Raw genomic sequence first — 21023 nt, 5'->3', positions numbered from 1 at the left:
GGAGCTAATAATTATAACAAAAGCATGCGCCGCTTCTTCCGAATGGGAGAGCGGGCATGCTTTTTTCAGCTGCATCGATTTTTTGAAGTTGACATTTCAGGATTACATGTGTAGTCTAAATAAAGGATTACATCAGTAATCCAAATGAACGGGAAGGAGCATGCAAGATTCATGAAAGAGCTGCCTAAAATATCCGAGGCCGAGTGGGAAGTGATGAAAATCCTCTGGTCCCGGTCTCCGCAAACGGCCAACGAAGTGATCGAGGCTCTCGAAGGACAAATGGACTGGAAACCGAAAACGGTCCGGACGCTGATCAGCCGGCTGCTGCAAAAAAATGCGATCGCCTTTCAAGAGACGGGCAGAACCTACTTGTACTATCCTTTGGTTTCGCAGGACGATTACGTGCAGACCGAGACGCAGTCCTTTCTCAAGCGGCTGTACGGCGGGGCGGTCAAACCGCTGCTGGTCCATTTCTTGCGGGAACAGAAGCTGTCTTCGGACGAAATTAGCGAACTCAAGCGGATTCTCGACCAGAAAACGGAAGAGGGGACGGACTGCGAAAGAAGAAAGGACAGATGACAATGGACAGTCTAAGCCTTTCTCTCTTGAGCTTTTTTGACTGGGTATTGGAGACCTCGCTGATGGCCGGGGTGCTGGTCGGGCTCGTCTTGTTCGTCAAAGTCATCGCAAGGAACAAGCTGTCCCCCAGATGGCACTATATACTGTGGCTGGTCATTATGGCGAGATTGCTCCTGCCGTGGGCGCCTGAAAGCTCGTTCAGTGTATATAACCTGCTTTCCTATGGCCAAGAAGCTCTACGGACTTCCGAAGCGCCTTCGCCGCGTCTCCCGGAAGCATCTCCCGTCGTTCACCAGGAGGTGCCGGAGACCGCGCCAACGAAGACCGCTCCCGTGGAAACCAAGCAGGCACCGCCTGTTCAGACGGCTGATCCGGTGGAAAAGCAGCCTTCGGCTAGCTTTTCGATCCATAAGCTCGCGTTCGGCGTGTGACTGCTGGGCGCGGTTTGTCTCGGGATCTTGACCGTTGCCGCGAACCGGCGCGTCTATTCCCGGCTCGCAAAGCAGCCAGTCATTACAGACCCCGGAATTGTCGGTCTGTTCGAACAATGCCGGAAGACGATGGCGATCCGACAATCGATCCCGTTAATCACGGCGGGACCGATTTCAAGTCCGGCCGTGTTCGGGTTTATGCGTCCGCGCATTGTGCTGACGGATTCGCTTATGAACATGCTGGACGACCGGCAGCTGCGGTTTATTTTTTATCACGAGCTGGCTCATGTGAAACGCAAGGACGTCGCCGTGAACTGGCTGATGAACGGCCTGCTTATCCTGCACTGGTTCAATCCGGTTCTGTGGTATGCCTATTACCGGATGCGCGAAGATCAGGAAATGGCTGCCGACGCGCTTGCGCTGTCCTATATCGGTGCGGAGCACAAAGAAAGCTACGGCCATACGATCATTCGCTTGTTGGAGCATTACGCCACCCTGTACCCGACCCCCGGTATGGCCAATTTATCGGGAGGCAAACAACAAATAAAAAGGAGAATCATTATGATCAAAAATTATCATAAAAAATCTTACCGCTGGTCGGCGCTCGGGCTGGCTTCCGTCATTGCCCTTTCTTCCGTGACGCTGGTCAATGCCAAAGCTTCGCCGGAGTCCGCATCCGGCAATCTGTCGGCGCCCCCTGTGATCGCGACGGAATCGTCCGGCAGTTCGGAAGCGAAGAAGAAGCTGACGATTCACGATATCCCGTTGGACAAGAACGTCGTTGAAGCGGCCCAAGAAGAGCTGCGCCGCTTTCTGGGAGATTCGCAAGCGGAGCTTTACGAAGTGGTGGACCCTGAAATCACGGCAGAGTGGATCTTACTGAATAAGAACGGAAAAGGACAAGTCGCTATTGACCGGAATACGAAGCAAATTGTGAACGCTCTTGTCCGATATACGTGGGACGAAACGGATGCGGCCGTGAAAAATGCTGCTGCGGAAGCTTTTCGTCAAGTGGATGCAAACAAAACGTTTGCCGCCGAGAGCGTAGAGAGACAGAAACGGTTTGAGGACGGTAAATCGACGCATGAATGGAGGCTTCAGAGCAAAGACATGATCGTAACCCTGGATGCGGACACGCTGAGCGAAAGAGGCATATTGATCAGCTATCCTTTTGCACAGGGGAACGAAAAAGCGAAAAACGCTGCATTGAAAGCACTCCAAACGATAAATGTCGGAAAACCGGTAGCCTTTAAACAGGCAGACCACAATTATTCCAGCGGGCGATACGATTCATGGAAGTTCTTTGACGACGGCGGCTATTATACCGTTGTGATTGGGGCCAAGACAGGCGCAATCCAGTCGATCTCGGCGTACGGCAAAAAAGAAGACAATGAAGCCAATTTGCCCCTCCTCCTGGATAAGGATAGAAAGCCGATCTATACGAAAGAAGAAACTGTCGCCGCCGCCAAACCGATGGTGAACAAGCTGTTCGGCATCGATTTGACCGGTTATACGGTTGAATTCGATTCCGATAATCCCTACTATCATACCTTTTCGAAGGCCGAGCAGCCGACAGTCCACGCCATTGTTGACAGAACGGGAGAGTTTTGGAGCTATTGGGTGGACCCTGTGGATGGGACGATGAACGATTAAAAAAGACGAATCATTTGGAAGATCACATTCCATGAAAACAATGAAGCTACGATTCAAATCGATTCTCGCATTAAGCATGCTATCCGTTATGATGATCACATGGATGCTGGCCTTCGGCGCCCCGGCGTCAGCTTCCGTAAAGTCTGTGGGCGAGCTCGTTTTCTCGCCGTTGTCGGGCAAATATGAAAAAGACGCGCTCGTCGTCAAAGGAGTATTCGTCAACATCAGCAACGCGAAAGTCAACAAGGTAGAAAAGCTCAAGCTTACCGTGCAGGACGGCGGCGGAAACGAATTGGCGACGCGGGAATGGGACAACGATGCGTTTCTGACGGGTCTGAGCCTGGAGCCGGGCCAAAGCAAGCTGTGGGACGTTACGTTTCCCGGTGCGGTCCAGGGGGCGGACTTAAAATCGCTCGACGTAACGTATCAAATGACTTGCGCGACGGAGAAATGGGCCGGACGCGGCGAGGGGGTACATATTTTCATCGATAACCGGAAGCTGAACCCGGAGGTGGCTCCTTTTATTAAGGATGGAAGCATGCTTGTGCCGCTTCGTTCCACGCTGGAAGCGCTCGGAGCGAAAGTGGAATGGAATCCCGAAACCCCAACGGTACAGGCGACGAAAGGCAGCGAAGTCATGACCTTTAAGATCGGTCAGAAGTCCTCGACGATCAACGGACAAACGATCCAATTCGGCGTTCCCGCTCAAATCGTGGACGGCTCCAGCTTCATTCCGCTTCGCGACGCGTCGGAAGCTCTGGGCTGCGCCCTTTTTGTCGGCATGCATACAGCCAAATCGATGACCATCGTGATCGTGGACAAACAATAACGGCACATGTAGTAAACAAAGAAGACGGCACCACTCTTGGCGAGGCCGTCTTCTTGCGTCCGCAATCGCTTAAGGCGAATCCGGAGTTAAATCTTGTTAGTGTGCGGAAACCCGTTCGCCGCCGCCTCCCGAAGGCTGCGCACGTTTCAGGAAGAACGAAACGATCCAAGCGGCGACGACCAAGCCGAAGGCCAGCAGAAATGCGCTCTTCATCCCGGCCATCATCGCCAGAATAGGCAGCGGGGCATCCGCTTTGGTTCCTGCGGCGTTTTCGAGGAAATTTTTAGAGCCGTTGGTCATCACCGTGACCAGCAGTGCCGTTCCGACCGCGCCCGACACCTGCTGAAGCGTGCTGATAATGGCCGTGCCGTGCGGATATAGCCGCGGCGGAAGCTCGTTCAACGCGTTGGTCATGACCGGCATCATCAGCATCGAAATCCCGAGCATCAGCAGCGTGTTCAAAATCATGATCATCGCGTACGGAGTCGACAGGGAGATCGAGGAAAACTGCCACAGTGTATTAGCGATAAGCGCCAGCCCGACGACCGCCAGCCACTTGGCGCCGAATTTATCGAACAGCCGTCCTGTAATCGGAGACATGATGCCCATCAGAATCCCGCCCGGCAGCATGACCAGACCGGCCTGAAGCGGGCTGTAGCCGAGTGCGCCCTGGAGGAAAATCGGCAGCAGCATCATCGCGGAAAACATCGCCATCATGACGATCATCATGATGACCGTCGATAATCTGAATACGTTGAATTTAAAGGTTCTCAGATCCAACAGCGGTTCCGCCATCGTCAATTGTCTCCAAACGAACAAGACTAAAGCCACGGCGCCGATGATAACGGGAATAAGAACCGCGCCGCTCGACCAGCCACCGTGCCCTTCGCCGGCGCTGCTGAAGCCGTACACGATTCCCCCGAATCCACAGGTGGAGAGCAGGAGCGACAAGACGTCGATTTTCGGATTCGTCGTCTCGGTGACGTTCTTAAGCTTCAGATAAGCGATGGCGATAACGAGCAGCGCGATCGGGATGACGCCGTAAAAGAGCACCCGCCAGCTGAAATGCTCCACAATGATGCCGGACAGCGTCGGTCCGATCGCCGGGGCAAAGGTGATGACGATACCGATCGTTCCCATGGCCGAGCCCCTTTTTTCCAAAGGAACCGTAGCCAGCACGACGTTGGTCAGCAGCGGAAACAGCAGACCGGTTCCCGACGCCTGCAGCACCCTGCCGAGCAAAAGCATGCCGAATCCCGGCGCGACAGCCGCGGCCAGCGTACCCAGCGTGAACAAGCACATGGCCGAAAGAAACAAGGTTCTTGTCGTAAACTTCTGAATTAAAAAAGCGGTGACCGGGATAAGCACCCCGATAACCAGCAAGTATCCGGTTGTTAACCATTGAGCGGTACTCGGTAAAATCCCGATGTCCGCCATAATTTTCGACAAAGCGACGTTAAGGAGCGTCTCGTTCAAGATGGCTACGAACACCCCAAGAATCATAACCAGAACGACCAGAAAGTTGGCTCTGCTCCCGAATGTCCCTCCGCTATCGTTTGATTTCGTATGGTTCTCCACGTTGTTACTCCTCTCTTTGTAAAAGCATAAACAGACTTCTCTCTAATTCCTCCCGTGCGACATGGAATGGCATTGCGGTACGTAGGGGCAAAAAAATGTTCAGCAGCCATTCCATTGTAACATGGATCACAGGCTGTTGTTTCTTATCGATTGCGATTTTTCTATTAAAACTAAAAAATACCTGTCATGCGAACGGCGAAGAGACCGAATCCTCTTATCAAGAATATCGGTCTCTTTATTATTTCGCTTTCGATTAAATTTCTTGCTAAATTTCTTTCCTTTGAAAATAAGTAAGGCCGCTGGCGAAAAAGACGAGGAAGCTTCCCAAAATAACAAACAGCAGCGTCTCCGGCGGGACGTTAAACGCGCCGTAGTCCGCTTGACCCTGCGGCAGCATGGACAGGACGGGCTGCGCCCAAGGGTAATAAGGACCGTATTTGCTTGAATTGACGATAAGCATATTCGGAATCGTAAAGATGACATTGATCGCAAGCGGCGCGGCAAAGCTGGCCCAAGCGACCGACACGAACATTTGAAGGGAGGCCAGAGGCAAAGTCGCCACCCAGCCTCCCAGCACGCTTCGCAAAAAAACGTCCCAAGGCACAGCCGAAGTAAAGCCTTTGAGCGTACCGATGATCAGGACGACGGCGAGCAGCAGCAGCTGTGTGACGGCAAGCAGCGCGATGACGATCGCAAATTTGGCCAGGTACAGCTGCGTTCGGGAAACCGGCAAGGCCAGCACCTGCTTCCAGCCTCCGCCCGCATGCTCGTAGCGGCAGACGAAGGCGGCGAATACCCCGGTCAACAGCGGCAGGAACAGAAAAGCATGCATGGCGGCTGTTGTTGTGAACAGCCACTCCCATTGGGGAAGGTCTTCGAGCATGGGCTGCAGGAAGCCGCTGACGGCTGCCAGCGCCGGACTGACGAAGACGAGCAGCCAAATGTTGGCCTTGCGCATTTTGAGCCACTCCGAGCGCAGCACATTCAGAAACGTTCTCATTCAATTCACATCCCGTCTTGTAAAATGAATTAATCCGATCGCGAAAATGACCATTCCGGCTGCAAGGCCGGCAGCGACCGAGTATTCCGGTTTGCCCGCTTCGTTCGTCAGCCAAGGAAGCTTCCATAAAAACCAGTCGGGCATCTTGGGGGCATAGATCGACACGACTCCTCCGAGAATGCCGACGGTCAATGGAAAGGCTTGATTGCGCATCGTCGAGGACAGCCACAGCTGCAGCGCCAAAATCGGAAAAGAGGCAATAAACGGATAGAAGCTCAGCTTGACAATATCAGCCAGCGGCACGTCCGTGCCGAGCTTCAGCCCGAGCCCCAGTCCAATGATGCCGATGCCCAGCAGGAAGCATGAGACGAACAGCATCAGCATGCATAAGGTAAATTTGGCGCTGAACACGGAAGCCCTGGTTATGGGCAGGGCCAGCAGCTGCTTCCACGAATTCATCTGGTGCTCGATGTTTGCGACCATTGATGCAATGATGGCGATGCCGAGCAATAGGGTCACGGGAAGGAGATATTGAACGTTGCCCAGGAAAGCGCCCCAGGGGTCGACCGCGTATTTTTTCATCAAGTAATCGTAGCGCAGCACGTAGTTGGCCCCCTGCAGCGCTATAACGCCGAACGGACCGAGGAAGATTAGAAACCAGATCGCTTTCCGGCGAATTTTCAGAAAGTCGGCAGCCAGCACCCGGAACATCATAAGCTGGTTCCCTCCCCGACCATCTCAAGGAAAATATCTTCCAGCGATTTCTTCACTTCCTCCACGCGGTAAATCGAATGCCCCGCCTGAACGAGCAGCGCGACGATTTCCGCAAGCGTATCGTCGGAGAGATGCTCTATCAGCAGAGAGGCTTCGCGGAGCTCGGCATGGCATCCGGTCAGCGCGACGGTGCGCCGCGCGCTCTCGGGGTTCGACAGCGCGATGCGGATGCTGCTCTGGGCCCGCTCGCGCAGCCTGTCGATCGTATCCTCGAACATCATCGCGCCTTGCTGGATGATGCCGACGCGGGTGGCCGTCAGTTCGATTTCGCTGAGCAGGTGGCTGGAGACGAGCACGGTAATGCCGTGCTCCTTCGGCATCGCTTTGATCAGCTCGCGGATTTCCAAAATCCCGGTCGGATCAAGGCCATTGGTCGGTTCGTCCAGAATGAGCAGCTCCGGGCTGCCGAGCAGGGCGGAGGCAATGCCGAGCCGCTGCTTCATGCCGAGGGAGAAGCCCTTGACCGGACGCTTCGCTTCCTTCGTCAGCCGCACGACGGCGAGCACTTCGTCGATTCGCGATTTCGGCACGTCCAGAATACGGCGGATCGTTTCCAGATTTTCATAAGCGGTCAAATGGCCGTAATAGGAAGGGTATTCCACCAGCGAGCCGACCTTGCGGAGGATGGCCCGCTGCTCTGTTCTCAGGTCCTTGCCGAAGATGCGGATCGTGCCTTCCGTCGGCCTGATGAGTCCGAGAAGCATGCGGATCGTTGTCGTTTTACCCGCGCCGTTCGGACCGAGGAAGCCGTAAATATCGCCTTTGCGGATATCCAGATTGACCTTGTCGACCGCCTTGCGCGAGCGGTAGTGCTTGGATAAATTGTGTGTGGTAATAATGGATTCGTGGCCCACCTTCGATCACCTCGGCTTTCATGATAGACGCCGAAGGTTAAAACTAAAGGGAGCTTTCGTTTAAAATTCGTTTAAAATTTTGGGTACATATAGATGGCCGTTCCGTCGCGGGAGCTGACGATATCCTGCTTCAGGTTCATTTCCCTGACCATTAAAGCGACGATGGACAAGCCGATGCCGGCCCCTTTGTTATCCGACTCCGCATGGATGCCCGGCCCCTTGTCCGCGATGACGACGGCAGTGGTTCCGTGCCGCTCCTCGGTACGGACGCAGACGTATTTTCCCGAATCGGCATGGCGGACGATGTTCTGGAACAGGTTGTCCAGAATGCGGGTAAACCATTGCGGGTCGACGTTCCAAAACAAGGCGGCTTCCGGCAGCCGGACATCGACATCGAAGCCTTCCTTCTCGAACACCGGATACCAAGAGGCGACGGAGGTCCGGCACAGCCTGAGCACGTCCGTCCGGGCGGTTTGCAGCGGATATTTTCCCGCCGACAGTAGAGTATAGGACATCAGGTTCTCGATCAGTTGGGCCACATTGTCTACCTTCGTTTCGATCAGGTCGAGCGATTGCTTTCCCTTGGGCGATAAGGCTTCCTTGCGCAGGGAATAGGCGTGGCCCCGAATCGTCGTAAGTGGCGTCCGCAGATCGTGCGACAGGTTGGCGATAAGCTGCTTGCGCAGCGCCTCCTCTTCTTGCTCCCGCCGGCGTGCGCTGTTTAATTGGTCGATCATATGGTTGAACGCCAGCCCAAGCTGCCCGATTTCGTCGACTCTCTTCACGGCGATCGGCTGCGGAATGCCGGATTCGTCGGTCTCCGTCATGGCGATTTGAAACCGGAGAAGCCGTTTGCGGATGCGGGCGAAGAACAGCCAGGAAGTGAACAGGAAGAACGAAAATACGGAGAGAATAAATACCGTAAGAAAACGGTCGTTGGACGGATAGATCGCTTCGCTCTTCATCATCTGCCGCGGAATTTGCAGGACCATGAAGCCCTGCTTCGGGTCTTGGCCGATAAAAGCGACGACGGTGAACGGGTCCCCGCCATAGCTGCTTTTCATAAATTGCATGCTGTCCGCCATCGTCCATTGCTGCGGAACCGAAACGGTTTCCCCAAGCTTCAGCCGCAGCCGGCCGAAGGCGTCTACCCAGAACATCGAAGCGAGCGGATACCGCTCCTTCAATGCCCGGAGCTTGGCGTCCACCGCATCCTCCGCCGCCTTGTCCAGCTCTTTCGCTTCTTGATGCCATGCTTTTTCCAGATTGCGGCTGTCATAGATGTTGAATGCCTCGGGGAAAAACAGCTGGCTCTGCATGTAATAAATCAGGCTGCCGACCGGAAACACGAGCGGCCATATGCACAGCGCGATTAAAATAATAAACACGTACCGGGCCAGCAGCGAATTCCGGAACTTCGTTTTGACTGTCGGGCTCATAATCTCACCCTGTAGCCGATGCCGCGGATCGTTTCGATGATTTGCGGATTTCCGGGATCGCGTTCGATCTTCTCGCGAAGGTAGCGGATATGCACCATCAGCGTTTTGTCGCCTTCCAGGTAGGGTTCTCCCCACACCGCTTCATAGATTTGATCCTTCGTCAAAATTTGGTTCGGATGACGCAAAAAATACATGAAGATTTGGAACTGCTTGCCCGTCAAAATAATTTCCTCGCCGCTCTCGCTGTCGACCAGACGATTCTCATCTGGATGGACGCGCAGATGACCGAGCTGAAGCTGCGGGGACACCCGCTTGTCGAAGCGCCGCAGCAGCACTTCGATCCGCGCCGCCAGCTCGTCGGGATGAAAGGGCTTCGTCACATAATCGTCGGCAAATTGAAGCCCGTGAAGCTTGTCCTCGATGGAAGACCGCGCCGATATCATCAGAATGGGCGTGGCCGGGTATTCCTTTTTCAGCCGCTGCCCGACCGTAAAGCCGTCGAGTCCCGGAAGCATCACGTCCAGCAGAACGAGATCGGCTCCCTTCATCCGCTCGCCCGCCCGGTCGCCGGACGTCAGCCACACAACCTCGTACCCCCTTTCGGTCAGATCGCCGCTGACCCATTGTCCGATTTCTGCGTCGTCTTCAATATATAAAATTTTCATATCGGATATCCTTTCTTTCGCAAACGGTATGAACTCGTTGAAATTATATCACGTTTTGGGGCGGCAGGAATTTCCTATGGGTCTGTAGAATTATGTCGAAAGTATACAATAGTTCAAACGTCTACATACCTTAACGAATAGGGGAATCCGCTCGAATGTTCCGTAACCATCGTATGTATGCCATCACGCTTCTATCCGCATGGGTCATGGCGGCGCCGCTCGCCATGCCGCTTCCGGCGGAGCGTGTATGGAGCGCGGCAGCCGCCTTGGTGCCCGACGCCAATCTGGAAAAGGTGATCCGCAGCCAGTTGAAGAAGCCGGAGGGCGACCTGACGCCGGAGGACCTGCAAAGCCTCTCCCGGCTCCTGGCTTCGGACGGCAAGAAAACGCGGCCGATCGCACAGCTTGTCGGGCTGCAGTACGCCCACCGGATGACGCGGCTCGACGTGAGCGGCAATCAAATCAGCGACGTCTACCCGATCAGCGGGCTCAAGCAGCTTGCTTATTTGGACCTGTCGGATAACCGGATCGCCGATGTGCGTCCGCTTGATTTGCCGAAGCTGAGGCATCTGTTCCTGAGCGGCAATCCGCTGCAGGACCCGGCTCCGCTTTGGAAGCTGACGCGGCTGGAAAGCCTGGCGGCGAGCGGCGCGGGCCTCGAAGCCGTGGACGGCATCGGCTCGCTGGCGGGACTGCTTTATCTGGATTTGTCCGGCAATCCGCTCGGCAAGCTGGGAGAGATTGCGAAGCTTGCGGGAGTAAAGTATCTGAAGCTTCGGAATACGCAGCTTGCGGACCTCTCGGGCATTGCCGCTATGAAGGAGCTGAGGACGCTCGACCTGCGGGACAACAAGATCGCGGACATCCGCGCGCTGGCGGACTTGAGCAAGCTGAGCGAGGTGCGGCTCAGCGGCAACCCGCTGGAGGCGGGCTCTGTGGACACGGTGCGCGCGCTGCAGGACCGCGGAGTCCTTGTCGAGTTTGACCCGTCTGCGTTCCCGGGCTATGAGCGCGGCATCAACGTGTTTGTCGGCGGCGAGCGGATCGCCTTCGAAGAGCCGCCTCTCAACCGGAACGGCTCCGTGCTTGTGCCGTTTCGCGGCGTGTTCGGGAAGCTCGGCTTGCAGGTGGCGTGGAACGAAGAGCTGCGCCAGGTGACCGGGACGAAGCCGGGGCTGGAGCTCGTGCTGACGATCGGGCAGGAGGAAGCCCTTGTGAACGGGCAGACCGTCAAGCTGCCGGCCGCGCCGGAGCTTCGCAACGGGACGACGCTGGTGCCGCTGCGTTTGGCAGGGGAAGCCGCGGACAAGCTGGTCGTCTGGAATCAGGACAGGCAAGCCGTTTATATCGTAGACAACGTCACGGACGGCATCGGCGAGCGGTACGACGAGAAGGGGCGGCTGATCTACAGCGGCGGGCTGAAGAACGGCAAGTATAACGGACAAGGAATTCAATACTCCGGCAGCGGCGAAATCGAATACGAAGGCGAATGGAAGGACGGCCGCAAGCACGGCAAGGGCAAGCAATATGACCCGGCCGGCCGTTTGCTGCTGGAAGGGGAGTTTCGGGACGATCTGCCGAACGGTCAAGGCAAGAAGTACGATTCGGACGGAAGCCGGCTGGAAGGCGAGTTTGTTCAAGGCAAGCTGAACGGCCGCGGCAAGCTGTTCTTGGAGGGCCGGCTGTTCTATGAAGGCGACTTCAAGGACAACAACTTCCACGGCAAAGGAACCGTCTATTTTGCGACGGGGGAAAAGTATGTCGGCGAAATAGAGCACAATGTCAAAAAAGGCTACGGCATCGTCTATTATACAAACGGCGAACGGTTCGAGGGCAAAGTCAACGACCAGACGTTAGTCGAAGGCAAGTACTTCGTCTCGGGCAAGCTGCTGTTCGAAGGAGCGTTTAAGGACAACCATTTTGATGAAGGGACGATGTTTTTTTCGAGCGGAGCGGTTTACAAGGGGACGTTCAAGGACGGGGAGTTCGGCAAGGGGACGTTCCTCGATGCGCAGGGAAGGACGCTTGACCCGGCGAAGGACGGCAAGGGCTTTCAGTTCTACGCCAACGGCGATTGGTATGAAGGGGAGACGGCAGGTGGAGAGCCGAACGGTCAAGGGGTCTATCATCTTATGGCAGGCGGACGGATTGAAGGATCGTTCCTCGGCGGCGTGATGAACGGCGAGACGAAGGTGTACACCGAGGAAAGCAAGCTGCAATTCGAGGGATGCTATGCCGACGGCGAGCGCAGCGGCAGCGGCAAGGAATACAATACGGAAGGCAAGCTGCGCTACGAGGGCGGCTACAAGGCCGGGGAACGGAGCGGACAAGGCAAGGAATACGATTGGGAGGGCCGCTTGATCTACTCCGGCGACTTCAAGGACGGAACGAGAAACGGTCAAGGCACGAAGTACCGGAAGGACAAAGCGGTCTACGAAGGCGGGTTTCGCGATCGGCTCTATCACGGCCAAGGCAAGCTGACGTTCTATAACGGGGATACGTACACCGGGGAATTCATAGAAGGAGAATACGGAAAGCACGGCTCCTTCGCCGATTCGTCCGGGAAGGCGGTTGTGAACGGAGCGGACCAGGGCATGGGCGTATACCGCTTCGCCGACGGCACGGTGTACAAAGGCGAGTTTCAAGACGGCGTCCGGCAGGGCCGGGGCGAAATGTACAACGAGGACGGAACGCTGAACCACCGGGGGGAGTATCGTGCCGGCAAACGAAACGGCTTCGGTCAAAGCTTCGACCTGGACGGGCATTTATGGCACGAAGGCGCGTACGCAGACGGTTATGCCAAAGGGCAGGGCAAATCGTTCTACGAAAACGGCAAGCTGCAATACGAGGGGGACTTCGATTACGGCACGTGGTCGGGCAGCGGGAAGGCCTACACGAAAGAAGGCCGCCTGCTCTATGAAGGGGAATTCGAGGATGGCGAATTCCATGGCCGGGGCAAGCTTTATTATGCCGATGGCACCGTCTACACGGGAGCCTTCGACTTCTCCGAATTCGGCGAGGGCGGCAGCTTTGCGGACGCCACAGGACAGCCGCTGCCCGGCATCAACGCGGCGCGCGGCGGTACCGGCAAGCTGTATTACGCCGACGGCACGACGTATGAAGGCGAGCTTGCGGAAGGGCAAGCGCACGGCCGGGGCAAGCTGTTCGACACGGACGGCAAGCCGGAGTACGAGGGCGAGTTTAAGAACGGCTACCGCAAGGATTGGTATGACCAATAATCCGGAGTATTCACCGGGCCTGTCTCTATTAACGGAGGCAGGCTTTTTGCCGTTTAGATAGTTTTCGGTACAAGAGCCAATTTTTCGGCCCGTATGGTATTCGTCCACCAGACCAGCCTTAAGGGAGCATATCATATGAGCATGGCATTCATCCGTACAAACCGTGCACACTCATCATACGAGAGAAAGGAGAAGCGCGATGAAAGGCATAATACTCGCAGGCGGGACCGGTACCCGGCTGCGTCCGATGACGAATATCATCAACAAGCACTTGCTCCCGGTGGGCAAGTATCCAATGATCCACTACGCCATCCGCAAAATGGCGGAAGCGGGCATCACGCAATTGATGCTGGTAACCGGCAAACAATCCGCCGGATTATATACCGAGTATATCGGCAGCGGAAAACCTTGGGGGGTACAGGTGACCTACGGAATTCAAGACGAGGCGGGCGGCATTGCGCATGCGCTCGGAATCGCCGAATCGTTCGTCCGGCCCGGAGAGAAGCTGATGGTGCTGCTTGGCGACAACCTGTTCGAGGATTCGTTAAAGCAGGCGGCGAACGAATTTCAGCGGCAGAAGGGAGGGGCCCGCGTGTTTTTGAAAAAAGTGTCGGACCCGGAGCGCTATGGAGTGCCGGAGCTGGTGGACGGGCGCATTGTCCGGATCGTGGAAAAGCCCGAGCATCCGCCTTCCCATTACGCCGTTACCGGTATTTATTTATATGATTCGAACGTGTTCAACGTCATTCGTTCGCTGAAGCCTTCGACGCGCGGCGAGCTGGAAATCACCGATGTCAATAACGCTTACGCTGCGGCCGGAGAGCTCAGCTACAGCATGCTGAGCGGCTGGTGGACCGATGCGGGGACCCATCGCTCCCTGATGGAAGCGGGCGTCCGCCTGATGGGACGTGAGCAGCCATGAGGACGCTGTTGGTCACAGGCGGGATGGGCTTCATCGGCAGCAACTTTATCCGCTACTGGCTGCAGCGCTACCCGGCGGACCGCGTTGTCAATTACGACTTGTTGACCTATGCGGGCCAACCGGCCAATATGGCCGAAGCCGCGGCTTTGCCGAATTACCGGTTCGTGCGGGGGGACGTCGCGGACGCGGATGCTGTAAGACGCGTGCTGGACGAGGAGACTGTCGATACGGTCGTCCACTTTGCAGCCGAATCGCATGTGGACCGCAGCATTGCCGATCCGCAGGCATTTGTGCGCACCAATGTGCTGGGAACGGGATGTCTGCTCGAAGAAGCCCGGCGCGCCGGCGTGTCGCGATTCGTTCATATTTCCACCGACGAGGTGTATGGCGCGCTTGGCGACGAGGGGATTTTCACCGAAACGACGCCGCTTGCGCCGAACAGTCCCTATTCCGCGAGCAAGGCGGGTTCCGATCTGCTGGCCCGCGCTTATTTCGAGACGTACGGCTTTCCTGTCATCACCACCCGCTGCTCCAACAATTACGGGCCTTACCAGTACCCGGAGAAGCTCATTCCGACGATTATTACGCGGGCGATACGCGACGAACCTATACCGGTGTACGGCGACGGTCTTCACGTTCGCGATTGGCTGTATGTCGAGGACCACTGTGCGGCTATCGACCGGGTCGTGCATCAGGGCAGCCCCGGGGAAGTGTACAACATCGGGGGCCTCAACGAACGGACGAATCTTGACATCGTCAGGGCGATTCTCGCCGAGCTCGGGAAGCCGGAATCGCTGATCCGGTTCGTCCCGGACCGCCTTGGTCATGACCGGCGCTATGCGATCGATCCGGCCAAGATCGCAAGCCGGCTTGGCTGGCAGCCCCAGGTGCCGCTTGAGGAGGGGCTAAAGCGCACGGTCGCTTGGTATGCCGCCAACGAAGCTTGGTGGCGCGAAGCGGCCAAGAGGGGCGGTGGCGTATGAAGGTGCTCATTACCGGCGCCGGGGGCCAGCTGGGCCGGGATCTCGTCCGGGTGCTCGGGGGGCGGCACGACTGTGCGGCCTTCACCCGGCAGCAGCTGGATATCGCCGACGAAAAGGCGGTGCGCCGGCTCATTGCGGAGGCGAAGCCCGAGGTCATCGTGCATGCGGCGGCCTATACGAAGGTGGATCAAGCCGAGGCGGAGCCGGAAGAGACGTACCGGATCAATGCGATCGGCGCCGGCCACGTCGCCATTTCCGCGGAATCCGTTGGCGCCAGGATGGTGTATGTCAGCACCGATTACGTGTTCGACGGCACCAAGGGAGAGCCGTACGACGAGCAGGACCGCACGAATCCGCTCAGCGTATACGGCAAATCGAAGCTGCTCGGCGAGCAGTTCGTGCAGGCCGTATGCCCGCACCATTTTATCGTCCGGACGTCGTGGCTGTACGGTAAGAACGGCAGCAACTTTGTCACGAAGGTGCTGGCGCTTGCGGAACGGCAGCAGGAGTTAACCGTCGTCGACGATCAATTCGGCTCGCCGACCTACACGTACGATTTGGCCGAATGCATCGGCGGGCTGCTGGAAACGGACCGATATGGCATCTATCATGTGGCGAATCGGGGGTTTTGCTCCCGATGGACGCTGGCCAAGACGATCTTGGAGCTGACCGGGCGCACCGGGATTACGGTTCGGCCGGCCCGCTCGGACGATTACGTGCTGCCCGCGCCCCGACCGGCGCATTCGGCGTTCTCGGATCGGGGGCTGCGGCTCGCCGGGCTGCCGAGAATGAGGGATTGGAAAACGGCGCTGAAGGCATTTTTGCGCAGCGATTGGGGGAAGACCGATGAAAACGACGATCGAAGGGGTTCAAACGAAGCCGCTGGTTAGGCACAGCGATGACCGCGGCTTTTTTATGGAAATTTTGCGGGAGGACGACGCTTTGTTCGGCCGGTTCGGCCAAGCGTCGCTGTCCATGTCGTTTCCGGGCGTCATCAAGGCGTTTCATTACCATAAACGGCAGGACGACATATGGTTTTTTCCAAGCGGGCACGCGCAGGTCGTGCTTCATGATATGAGGGCCGATTCCCCGACGTATGGGCAAACGTCCGTGTATTACATGGGCGAAGATCATCCGTATCTGCTGTTCATTCCGCGGGGCGTCGCTCACGGCTACCGGGTGCTCGGCGTCAAGCCGGCGACGATCGTTTATTTTACCAATCTGGCTTACGATCCGAAGCAGCCTGATGAATACCGCATCGCCTACGACGATCCGGCGATCGGCTTTGACTGGACGACCCGGTTTCGGTAATCAATAGGGAGGGTGACCGCAATGAGCCGGACTCAACAACTCGCACGCCGGAAAGCGGCCGTGCGGCAGCAGGGAAGCCGTGCGGGAGGGCTTCTCGGCTACGAACAAGGGTATCGGTACGGACGGTGCGAGGCCGTCCGGACGTTAGCCCCGCCGGTCGCGCCGGCCTGGCATGACCTGAAAGTGCTCTTTATCCCGCAAGGCTTTCCGGCTATCGATAACGGCGTCGCCGCTGCCTTGCGGCGGACGGTACGGGAAACCGTCGTCGGGACGCCGGAAGCCATGCTCGCGCTGGCGGAGCAGCACCGGCCCGATCTGCTGCTGGTGCTGAACGGGCTTCACACGTTTCCAGCCGATCATCTGCAGCAGGTGGACCGGATTCGCGAGCTCGGCATTCGTACGGTGATCTGGTTCGCCGACGACCCTTATTTTACGGACGATACCGCAGCGATCGCTCCGCATTACGATGCCGTGGCGACGCACGAGCAGAGCTGCGTGCCGTTCTATTTGTCGCTCGGCTGCTCCCAGGTGCTGTATGTGCCGATGGGGGTCGATACCGACACCTTCCGGCCCGTTCCTGTCGCTTCCGGCTATCAAGCCGATATTTGCTTTATCGGTATGGCGTTCTGGAACCGCGTCGAGCTGTTCGATCAGATTGCCGGGTACTTGTCGGGCAAAAAGGTGATCGTCGGCGGAGGACTATGGGAACGAATGCGGCTATACCGCCTGCTCAAGCCGAGCATCCGCCCCGGATGGATTCCGGTCGAGGATACGGTGCGCTATTACAACGGAGCGAAGATCGTCATCAATCTGCACCGGGGCTGCCGGCATTACGGGAGCGATAACCGCAACCTCCGGGGCCTCTCCGGGCAATCGATCAACCCGCGCACTTATGAAATCGCCGCATGCGGAGCGATGCAGCTTACCGACGTGCGCGACGATCTGACCCGTTATTATACGCCTGGCGTGGAGCTTGACGTCTACCGGTCTGCAGGAGAGCTGATCGATAAGCTGGAGTATTATTTGAAGCACGACGCCGAGCGGCAGACGATCGCATTGAACGGCTTGCGGCGGACGATGCAGGAGCATTCGTTCGTCACGCGGATCGGCCAGCTGCTCGGCTTGCTCGGCTGCTGAAGCCGGAAGGCGTCAAGCAGCCAACCACAAGAAAGGAGGCAGGAGCATGTCCAGAAAAACAGCGCGTTCCAACATAAAGCGAGTGGCAAAGCGGGTGCCTCAGGCCCGCCGCACCGCTTGGCACAGCGGCTGGGAGGATGGGTTTCGGCTCGGCATGAGCGGCGGCTATCATTACGGCCGGTGCGATGCCGTCATGCGGCTGCTGCCGAACGATCCGATCGGCTGGTGGGACGTCCGGGTCCTGTATGTGACCTCGGGCAAAGGCGTCCCGTATTCCCCGCTCGACGAAGCGGTGATGGGGGCGCTGCAGAGGCTCGTGCGCGAGCTGATTGTCCTGCAGCCGAGCCAGGATTGGAAAACCGCGGCTCTCAAGACGCGGCCCGATATCGTGCTCGTGCTGGAAGGGTTGAATATTCCCGTCGAACGGATTGACGAGCTGCGGGCCGAAGGAATCCGCACGGCCATCTGGCTTACGGACGATCCGTATTATACCGATCTGACGGCGCCCCTGGTCACGCATTACGACGTCGTATTTACGCTGGAGCTTGCCTGTGTGGAGTTTTACCGCCGGCTCGGCTGCGGGCAGGTCTACTATTTGCCTTTTGGCTCGAACCCGGCGATCTTCCGGCCAAAGCGGGTGCCGATCCAATTCCGGCACGATATCAGCTTTATCGGCTCCGCTTATTGGAACCGGGTTGCCTTTTTCGATCAGATGACGCCTTTTCTGGCGGCGAGAAACACGTACATCGCGGGCATTTGGTGGGAGCGGCTGCGCCAGTTCCAGCTGCTGAGCCCGAAGATCGCCCTGAACAATTGGATGGGGGCGGAGGAAACGGCCGCGCATTACAACGGGACGAAAATCGTGATCAATCTGCACCGGGCAACGGACGATCCGAGCTATAACTTCAACAGCCAAGGGGTCGGCGCCGTATCGCCGAATCCGCGCACGTTCGAGATTGCGGGCTGCGGGACGCTGCTGCTCACCGATGTCCGCAGCGACATTACCCGCTTCTATACGCCGGGACTGGAGATCGTCACCTATGCTTCGCCAAGCGAGCTGATGCACAAAATCGATTATTATCTGCACCATGAAGAGGAGCGGCGGTTTATCGCGCTTAATGCGCTGCGGCGCACCATGCTGGAGCACACGTACCCCCATCGGATGGCGCAGATGATGCGCATTCTGTTCGAAGGCGCCTCCGGCTGATGCGGTGACTTGCCGTCTTCCGCGAAATAGGCGCTTTTGCTTCGTCCGTTTCCGCCAACATCCGCATATGGTATAGGGACGTATGCGGATGGAAGGAGGGACGGAGGATGGCCAAACGCACTGCGCGCAAGCGGGCGGGCAGAACCAGGCTGCGCCGGGTCCGAAAGAGAACACGCAGCCTTCGGCCGCTCCGCAACCCGCGGCGGGCCGGACGCCGCACGATGAAGACGGGACGGCGGCGGCGGACCGCAAGGCCAAGGCGGCGCAGCTTCGAGCAGATTTATAATGAAGCATTCGACAAAGCGTACAATGAAGGCTTTGCGTTGGGCTTCGCCAAAGGGCTTCAAGACGGCGGAGCTTCGCAAGGCTGAGCGCAAAGCCGCGGGGCCGACATGCCGGGGATTCCTCAAGAAGGAATGTCCCGGCGTTCCGATCCCGCGAAACCGGACAAGCCTTCCGGAAGGCATGACAGGCATGAGCCGCTCTTTAGGCGCCAGAATAGGTAAATGTCGTGCCGGACGGGTTATCTCCCTAATATATTATAAAGACTTGAATACAAAACCGAGGCGGAGGGGATGCAGGTGGAACAGGAAAGCGGCGGGCTGCGGGCGGAACGTTCTCCGGCTCCGCTCCGTATCATGCTTTTTGCTCCGAACGGCGGCAGGCAGGCGTTGACGGGCGCGGAAAAATATATGCTGACGCTGATCCGGGAGCTGAAAGAACAGGCTGAATGTCTGCTTGTGGCCGACGAACCCGGCGTCCTGGCGGCCGAAGCCGGCTTGCCGGTCATCGTGCATCCGGTGCCGCCCTACCATCCGTCTGCAGAGCATGGGGAAGCGCCGGACGCCGCTATCCGGCGGCATCCGGCGTTCGGGCCCCTCGCCAATCTGCTGCATATGCGGCAGCCGGATATCGTCCTTGTCAGCGGCCCCCATCCCGTGCTTCCTGCGTCCGCGGCCAAGACGCTCGGCATTCCGGTGCTCTGGCTGTTGACCGAAACGGTAACCGACCCGGCTTGGACGCCGCAGACCGGGCAGCGGATCGAGCGTTACGCCGACTGGATTGCCGGCGTGTCGGACGCCTCGCTTGCGCCGCTGCGCACAAGAGCGTCCGAGAGCAAAATTTTCCTTCTCCCTCCGACCCGAAGGCGTGAGGAACTAAACCCGGATCTTCATCCCGTTCATCGCCACAAGCTCCGATCCGCTTTGCCGGTCGACGAGAAGCACCGGATCGTCGGCTTCGCTTCTCCTCGATTGAAGCCCGAAATGGGACTCGCGTCGTTCGCCGCTATGGCTGTGCAGGTGGCGGCCGCGCAACCGGACGTTCGTTTCCTGATCGCCGGCAGCGTCTGCGACGAATCGCATTACCGCAGCTGCCGCCGCTTGATCGACGAATCGGGGTACGGGAGCCGGTTTCACTACGTGGAACTCGAACCGCATCGCGAACAAGTGCTGGCCGCGATGGATCTGATCGTCGTGCCGAGCTTGTGTGCGGAAAGCTTCAGCATGACGGCGCTTGACGGATGGCTGCTCGGAAAAAACGTCATCGCTTACCGGAGCGGCGGCTTGGAAGAGATGCTCACGGCAACCGGCGGCTCCGGGCTGCTGGCGCCGCAAGGAGACGTTGCGGCTTTGACGGACCGCGTGCTGAAGTGTCTGGAGGCCGGAGCGCAGCTGGACGCCAGGGCGGAAGCCAGCCGGCGTTCCGCCGAGGCGGCGTACGGGGAGGACGCGTACCGGGAGCGGCTTGCGATGCTGATGGCGAGTGTCCGCAAGCGTGTCTTGGAGCTTCGGCGCGGGCGGAAGCCGGGTTCGCTGCCTGTGCTCCGGTCCAACGCCGTCTACAAAGGAAAGTGGAGCCCGGCCGTGTTTTTGCTGGAGCATGGCACGAAGCGGCCTTTTGCTTCCGCAGAAGCGTTCCGGTTTTACCGCTATCGGGGAGAGGATATCCGCGTGGTGCCGGATGCGGTGCTGCACCGGTTCCCGACGGGGCGCGCTCTGCGGCACGATCCTCCGTCGCCTCCGAACCGGCCGTCGGTCATGCTGGCTAAAGGCAGGGGACGGATTGTGTATCTTTTGACCGGCGGCCGAAGGCTGCCGGCTGTATCGCAAGCGGCGCTGCGGCAGCGGGGCCTCGATCCGACTCGTGTCGTGCGGCTGCCGGGCGCCGAACTGCTCGCCCTGCCGCTCGGCGAGGCGCTGCAAGGCCCCGCAGATCGCAAGCGGCGCACCAGGCGCAAGCGCAAGGGCCGCTGGCGTCTTGGAACAAAGCAAGCGGGCCGGGGCAGTCGGGGCATTCGCAATAACCCGGCACGCCGCAGGAGGCTTCAACGCCGAAAGCGCACCCGGGCCCGCCCTTGACGGTTGGCTGCGGTTGGCGGAAGCCTTGGCGAAATAGGCATTGCAATCGGGGAGGCGGCAAG

The 21023-nt window shown here is 58.0% G+C and carries 17 protein-coding genes and 1 pseudogene; 12 read left to right on the top strand and 6 right to left on the bottom strand.

The window, feature by feature from the left end:
• Positions 1-171: 171 nt before the first annotated feature.
• From PEH01S_RS10440 to PEH01S_RS10425, 3 genes and pseudogenes are all read left to right on the top strand, one after another.
• Complete coding sequence (locus tag PEH01S_RS10440; protein WP_127485275.1) at positions 172-579, top strand: BlaI/MecI/CopY family transcriptional regulator; 408 nt, start codon at positions 172-174, stop codon at positions 577-579.
• Positions 576-2663, top strand: a pseudogene (locus PEH01S_RS10430) (M56 family metallopeptidase). Before PEH01S_RS10440 ends, PEH01S_RS10430 begins: the two are co-directional and overlap by 4 nt.
• Before the next feature lie 31 nt (positions 2664-2694).
• On the top strand, positions 2695-3492 hold the full coding sequence (locus tag PEH01S_RS10425) for a stalk domain-containing protein (RefSeq protein WP_051570413.1): 798 nt from the start codon (positions 2695-2697) through the stop codon (positions 3490-3492).
• Between the two features lie 96 nt (positions 3493-3588).
• Here the strand turns inward: PEH01S_RS10425 and PEH01S_RS10420 are convergent, their stop codons facing one another.
• The 6 genes from PEH01S_RS10420 to PEH01S_RS10395 form a co-directional block, all read right to left on the bottom strand.
• Entirely contained in the window at positions 3589-5070 is a 1482-nt protein-coding gene (locus tag PEH01S_RS10420) for a DHA2 family efflux MFS transporter permease subunit (RefSeq protein WP_025849757.1), read from the bottom strand.
• Between the two features lie 265 nt (positions 5071-5335).
• Positions 5336-6070 carry an ABC transporter permease gene (locus tag PEH01S_RS10415; RefSeq protein ID WP_025849756.1) on the bottom strand — a complete coding sequence of 245 codons (735 nt, stop codon included), beginning with the start codon at positions 6068-6070 and terminating at the stop codon, positions 5336-5338.
• Entirely contained in the window at positions 6071-6784 is a 714-nt protein-coding gene (locus tag PEH01S_RS10410; protein WP_127485269.1) for an ABC transporter permease, read from the bottom strand.
• The gene (locus tag PEH01S_RS10405) at positions 6781-7698 is read right to left on the bottom strand and encodes an ABC transporter ATP-binding protein (protein WP_127485267.1); all 918 of its coding nucleotides are present in this window, start codon (positions 7696-7698) and stop codon (positions 6781-6783) included. Before PEH01S_RS10405 ends, PEH01S_RS10410 begins: the two co-directional genes overlap by 4 nt.
• 71 nt (positions 7699-7769) lie before the next feature.
• Entirely contained in the window at positions 7770-9137 is a 1368-nt protein-coding gene (locus PEH01S_RS10400) for a sensor histidine kinase (protein WP_127485265.1), read from the bottom strand.
• Positions 9134-9802, bottom strand: a complete 669-nt coding sequence (locus tag PEH01S_RS10395) for a response regulator transcription factor (protein WP_127485263.1) — start codon at positions 9800-9802, stop codon at positions 9134-9136. The genes PEH01S_RS10400 and PEH01S_RS10395 overlap by 4 nt, the downstream gene beginning before the upstream one ends.
• 155 nt (positions 9803-9957) lie before the next feature.
• Here PEH01S_RS10395 and PEH01S_RS10390 point away from each other — a divergent pair, with 155 nt between their 5' ends.
• The 9 genes from PEH01S_RS10390 to PEH01S_RS10350 all read left to right on the top strand — a co-directional run bounded on the left by PEH01S_RS10390 (position 9958) and on the right by PEH01S_RS10350 (position 20961).
• Positions 9958-13041, top strand: coding sequence for a leucine-rich repeat domain-containing protein (locus PEH01S_RS10390; RefSeq protein WP_127485261.1), 3084 nt, complete (start codon positions 9958-9960; stop codon positions 13039-13041).
• 199 nt (positions 13042-13240) lie between these two features.
• A complete protein-coding gene (locus PEH01S_RS10385) occupies positions 13241-13963 on the top strand; it encodes a sugar phosphate nucleotidyltransferase (RefSeq protein ID WP_025849750.1) in 723 nt (240 codons plus the stop codon).
• Positions 13960-14946 carry a dTDP-glucose 4,6-dehydratase gene (rfbB, locus tag PEH01S_RS10380; protein ID WP_127485259.1) on the top strand — a complete coding sequence of 329 codons (987 nt, stop codon included), beginning with the start codon at positions 13960-13962 and terminating at the stop codon, positions 14944-14946. The genes PEH01S_RS10385 and rfbB overlap by 4 nt, the downstream gene beginning before the upstream one ends.
• Positions 14943-15836: a dTDP-4-dehydrorhamnose reductase gene (rfbD, locus tag PEH01S_RS10375; RefSeq protein ID WP_127485257.1), complete on the top strand. Its 894-nt coding sequence runs from the start codon at positions 14943-14945 to the stop codon at positions 15834-15836. The genes rfbB and rfbD overlap by 4 nt, the downstream gene beginning before the upstream one ends.
• Entirely contained in the window at positions 15793-16257 is a 465-nt protein-coding gene (locus tag PEH01S_RS10370) for a dTDP-4-dehydrorhamnose 3,5-epimerase family protein (protein ID WP_036713939.1), read from the top strand. The genes rfbD and PEH01S_RS10370 overlap by 44 nt, the downstream gene beginning before the upstream one ends.
• A 21-nt stretch (positions 16258-16278) precedes the next feature.
• Complete coding sequence (locus PEH01S_RS10365; RefSeq protein WP_127485255.1) at positions 16279-17394, top strand: CgeB family protein; 1116 nt, start codon at positions 16279-16281, stop codon at positions 17392-17394.
• Between the two features lie 46 nt (positions 17395-17440).
• The gene (locus tag PEH01S_RS10360) at positions 17441-18601 is read left to right on the top strand and encodes a CgeB family protein (RefSeq protein ID WP_127485253.1); all 1161 of its coding nucleotides are present in this window, start codon (positions 17441-17443) and stop codon (positions 18599-18601) included.
• Positions 18602-18708: 107 nt separating this feature from the next.
• Entirely contained in the window at positions 18709-18972 is a 264-nt protein-coding gene (locus PEH01S_RS10355) for a hypothetical protein (protein ID WP_025849744.1), read from the top strand.
• A 210-nt stretch (positions 18973-19182) separates the two neighbouring features.
• The gene (locus PEH01S_RS10350; protein ID WP_161782250.1) at positions 19183-20961 is read left to right on the top strand and encodes a glycosyltransferase family 4 protein; all 1779 of its coding nucleotides are present in this window, start codon (positions 19183-19185) and stop codon (positions 20959-20961) included.
• The last annotated feature ends 62 nt before the right edge of the window (positions 20962-21023 follow it).

Source organism: Paenibacillus ehimensis NBRC 15659, assembly GCF_004000785.1.
Taxonomy (GTDB): Bacteria; Bacillota; Bacilli; order Paenibacillales; family NBRC-103111; genus Paenibacillus_G; species Paenibacillus_G ehimensis.
This window is presented reverse-complemented; position numbering and strand designations above follow the sequence as displayed.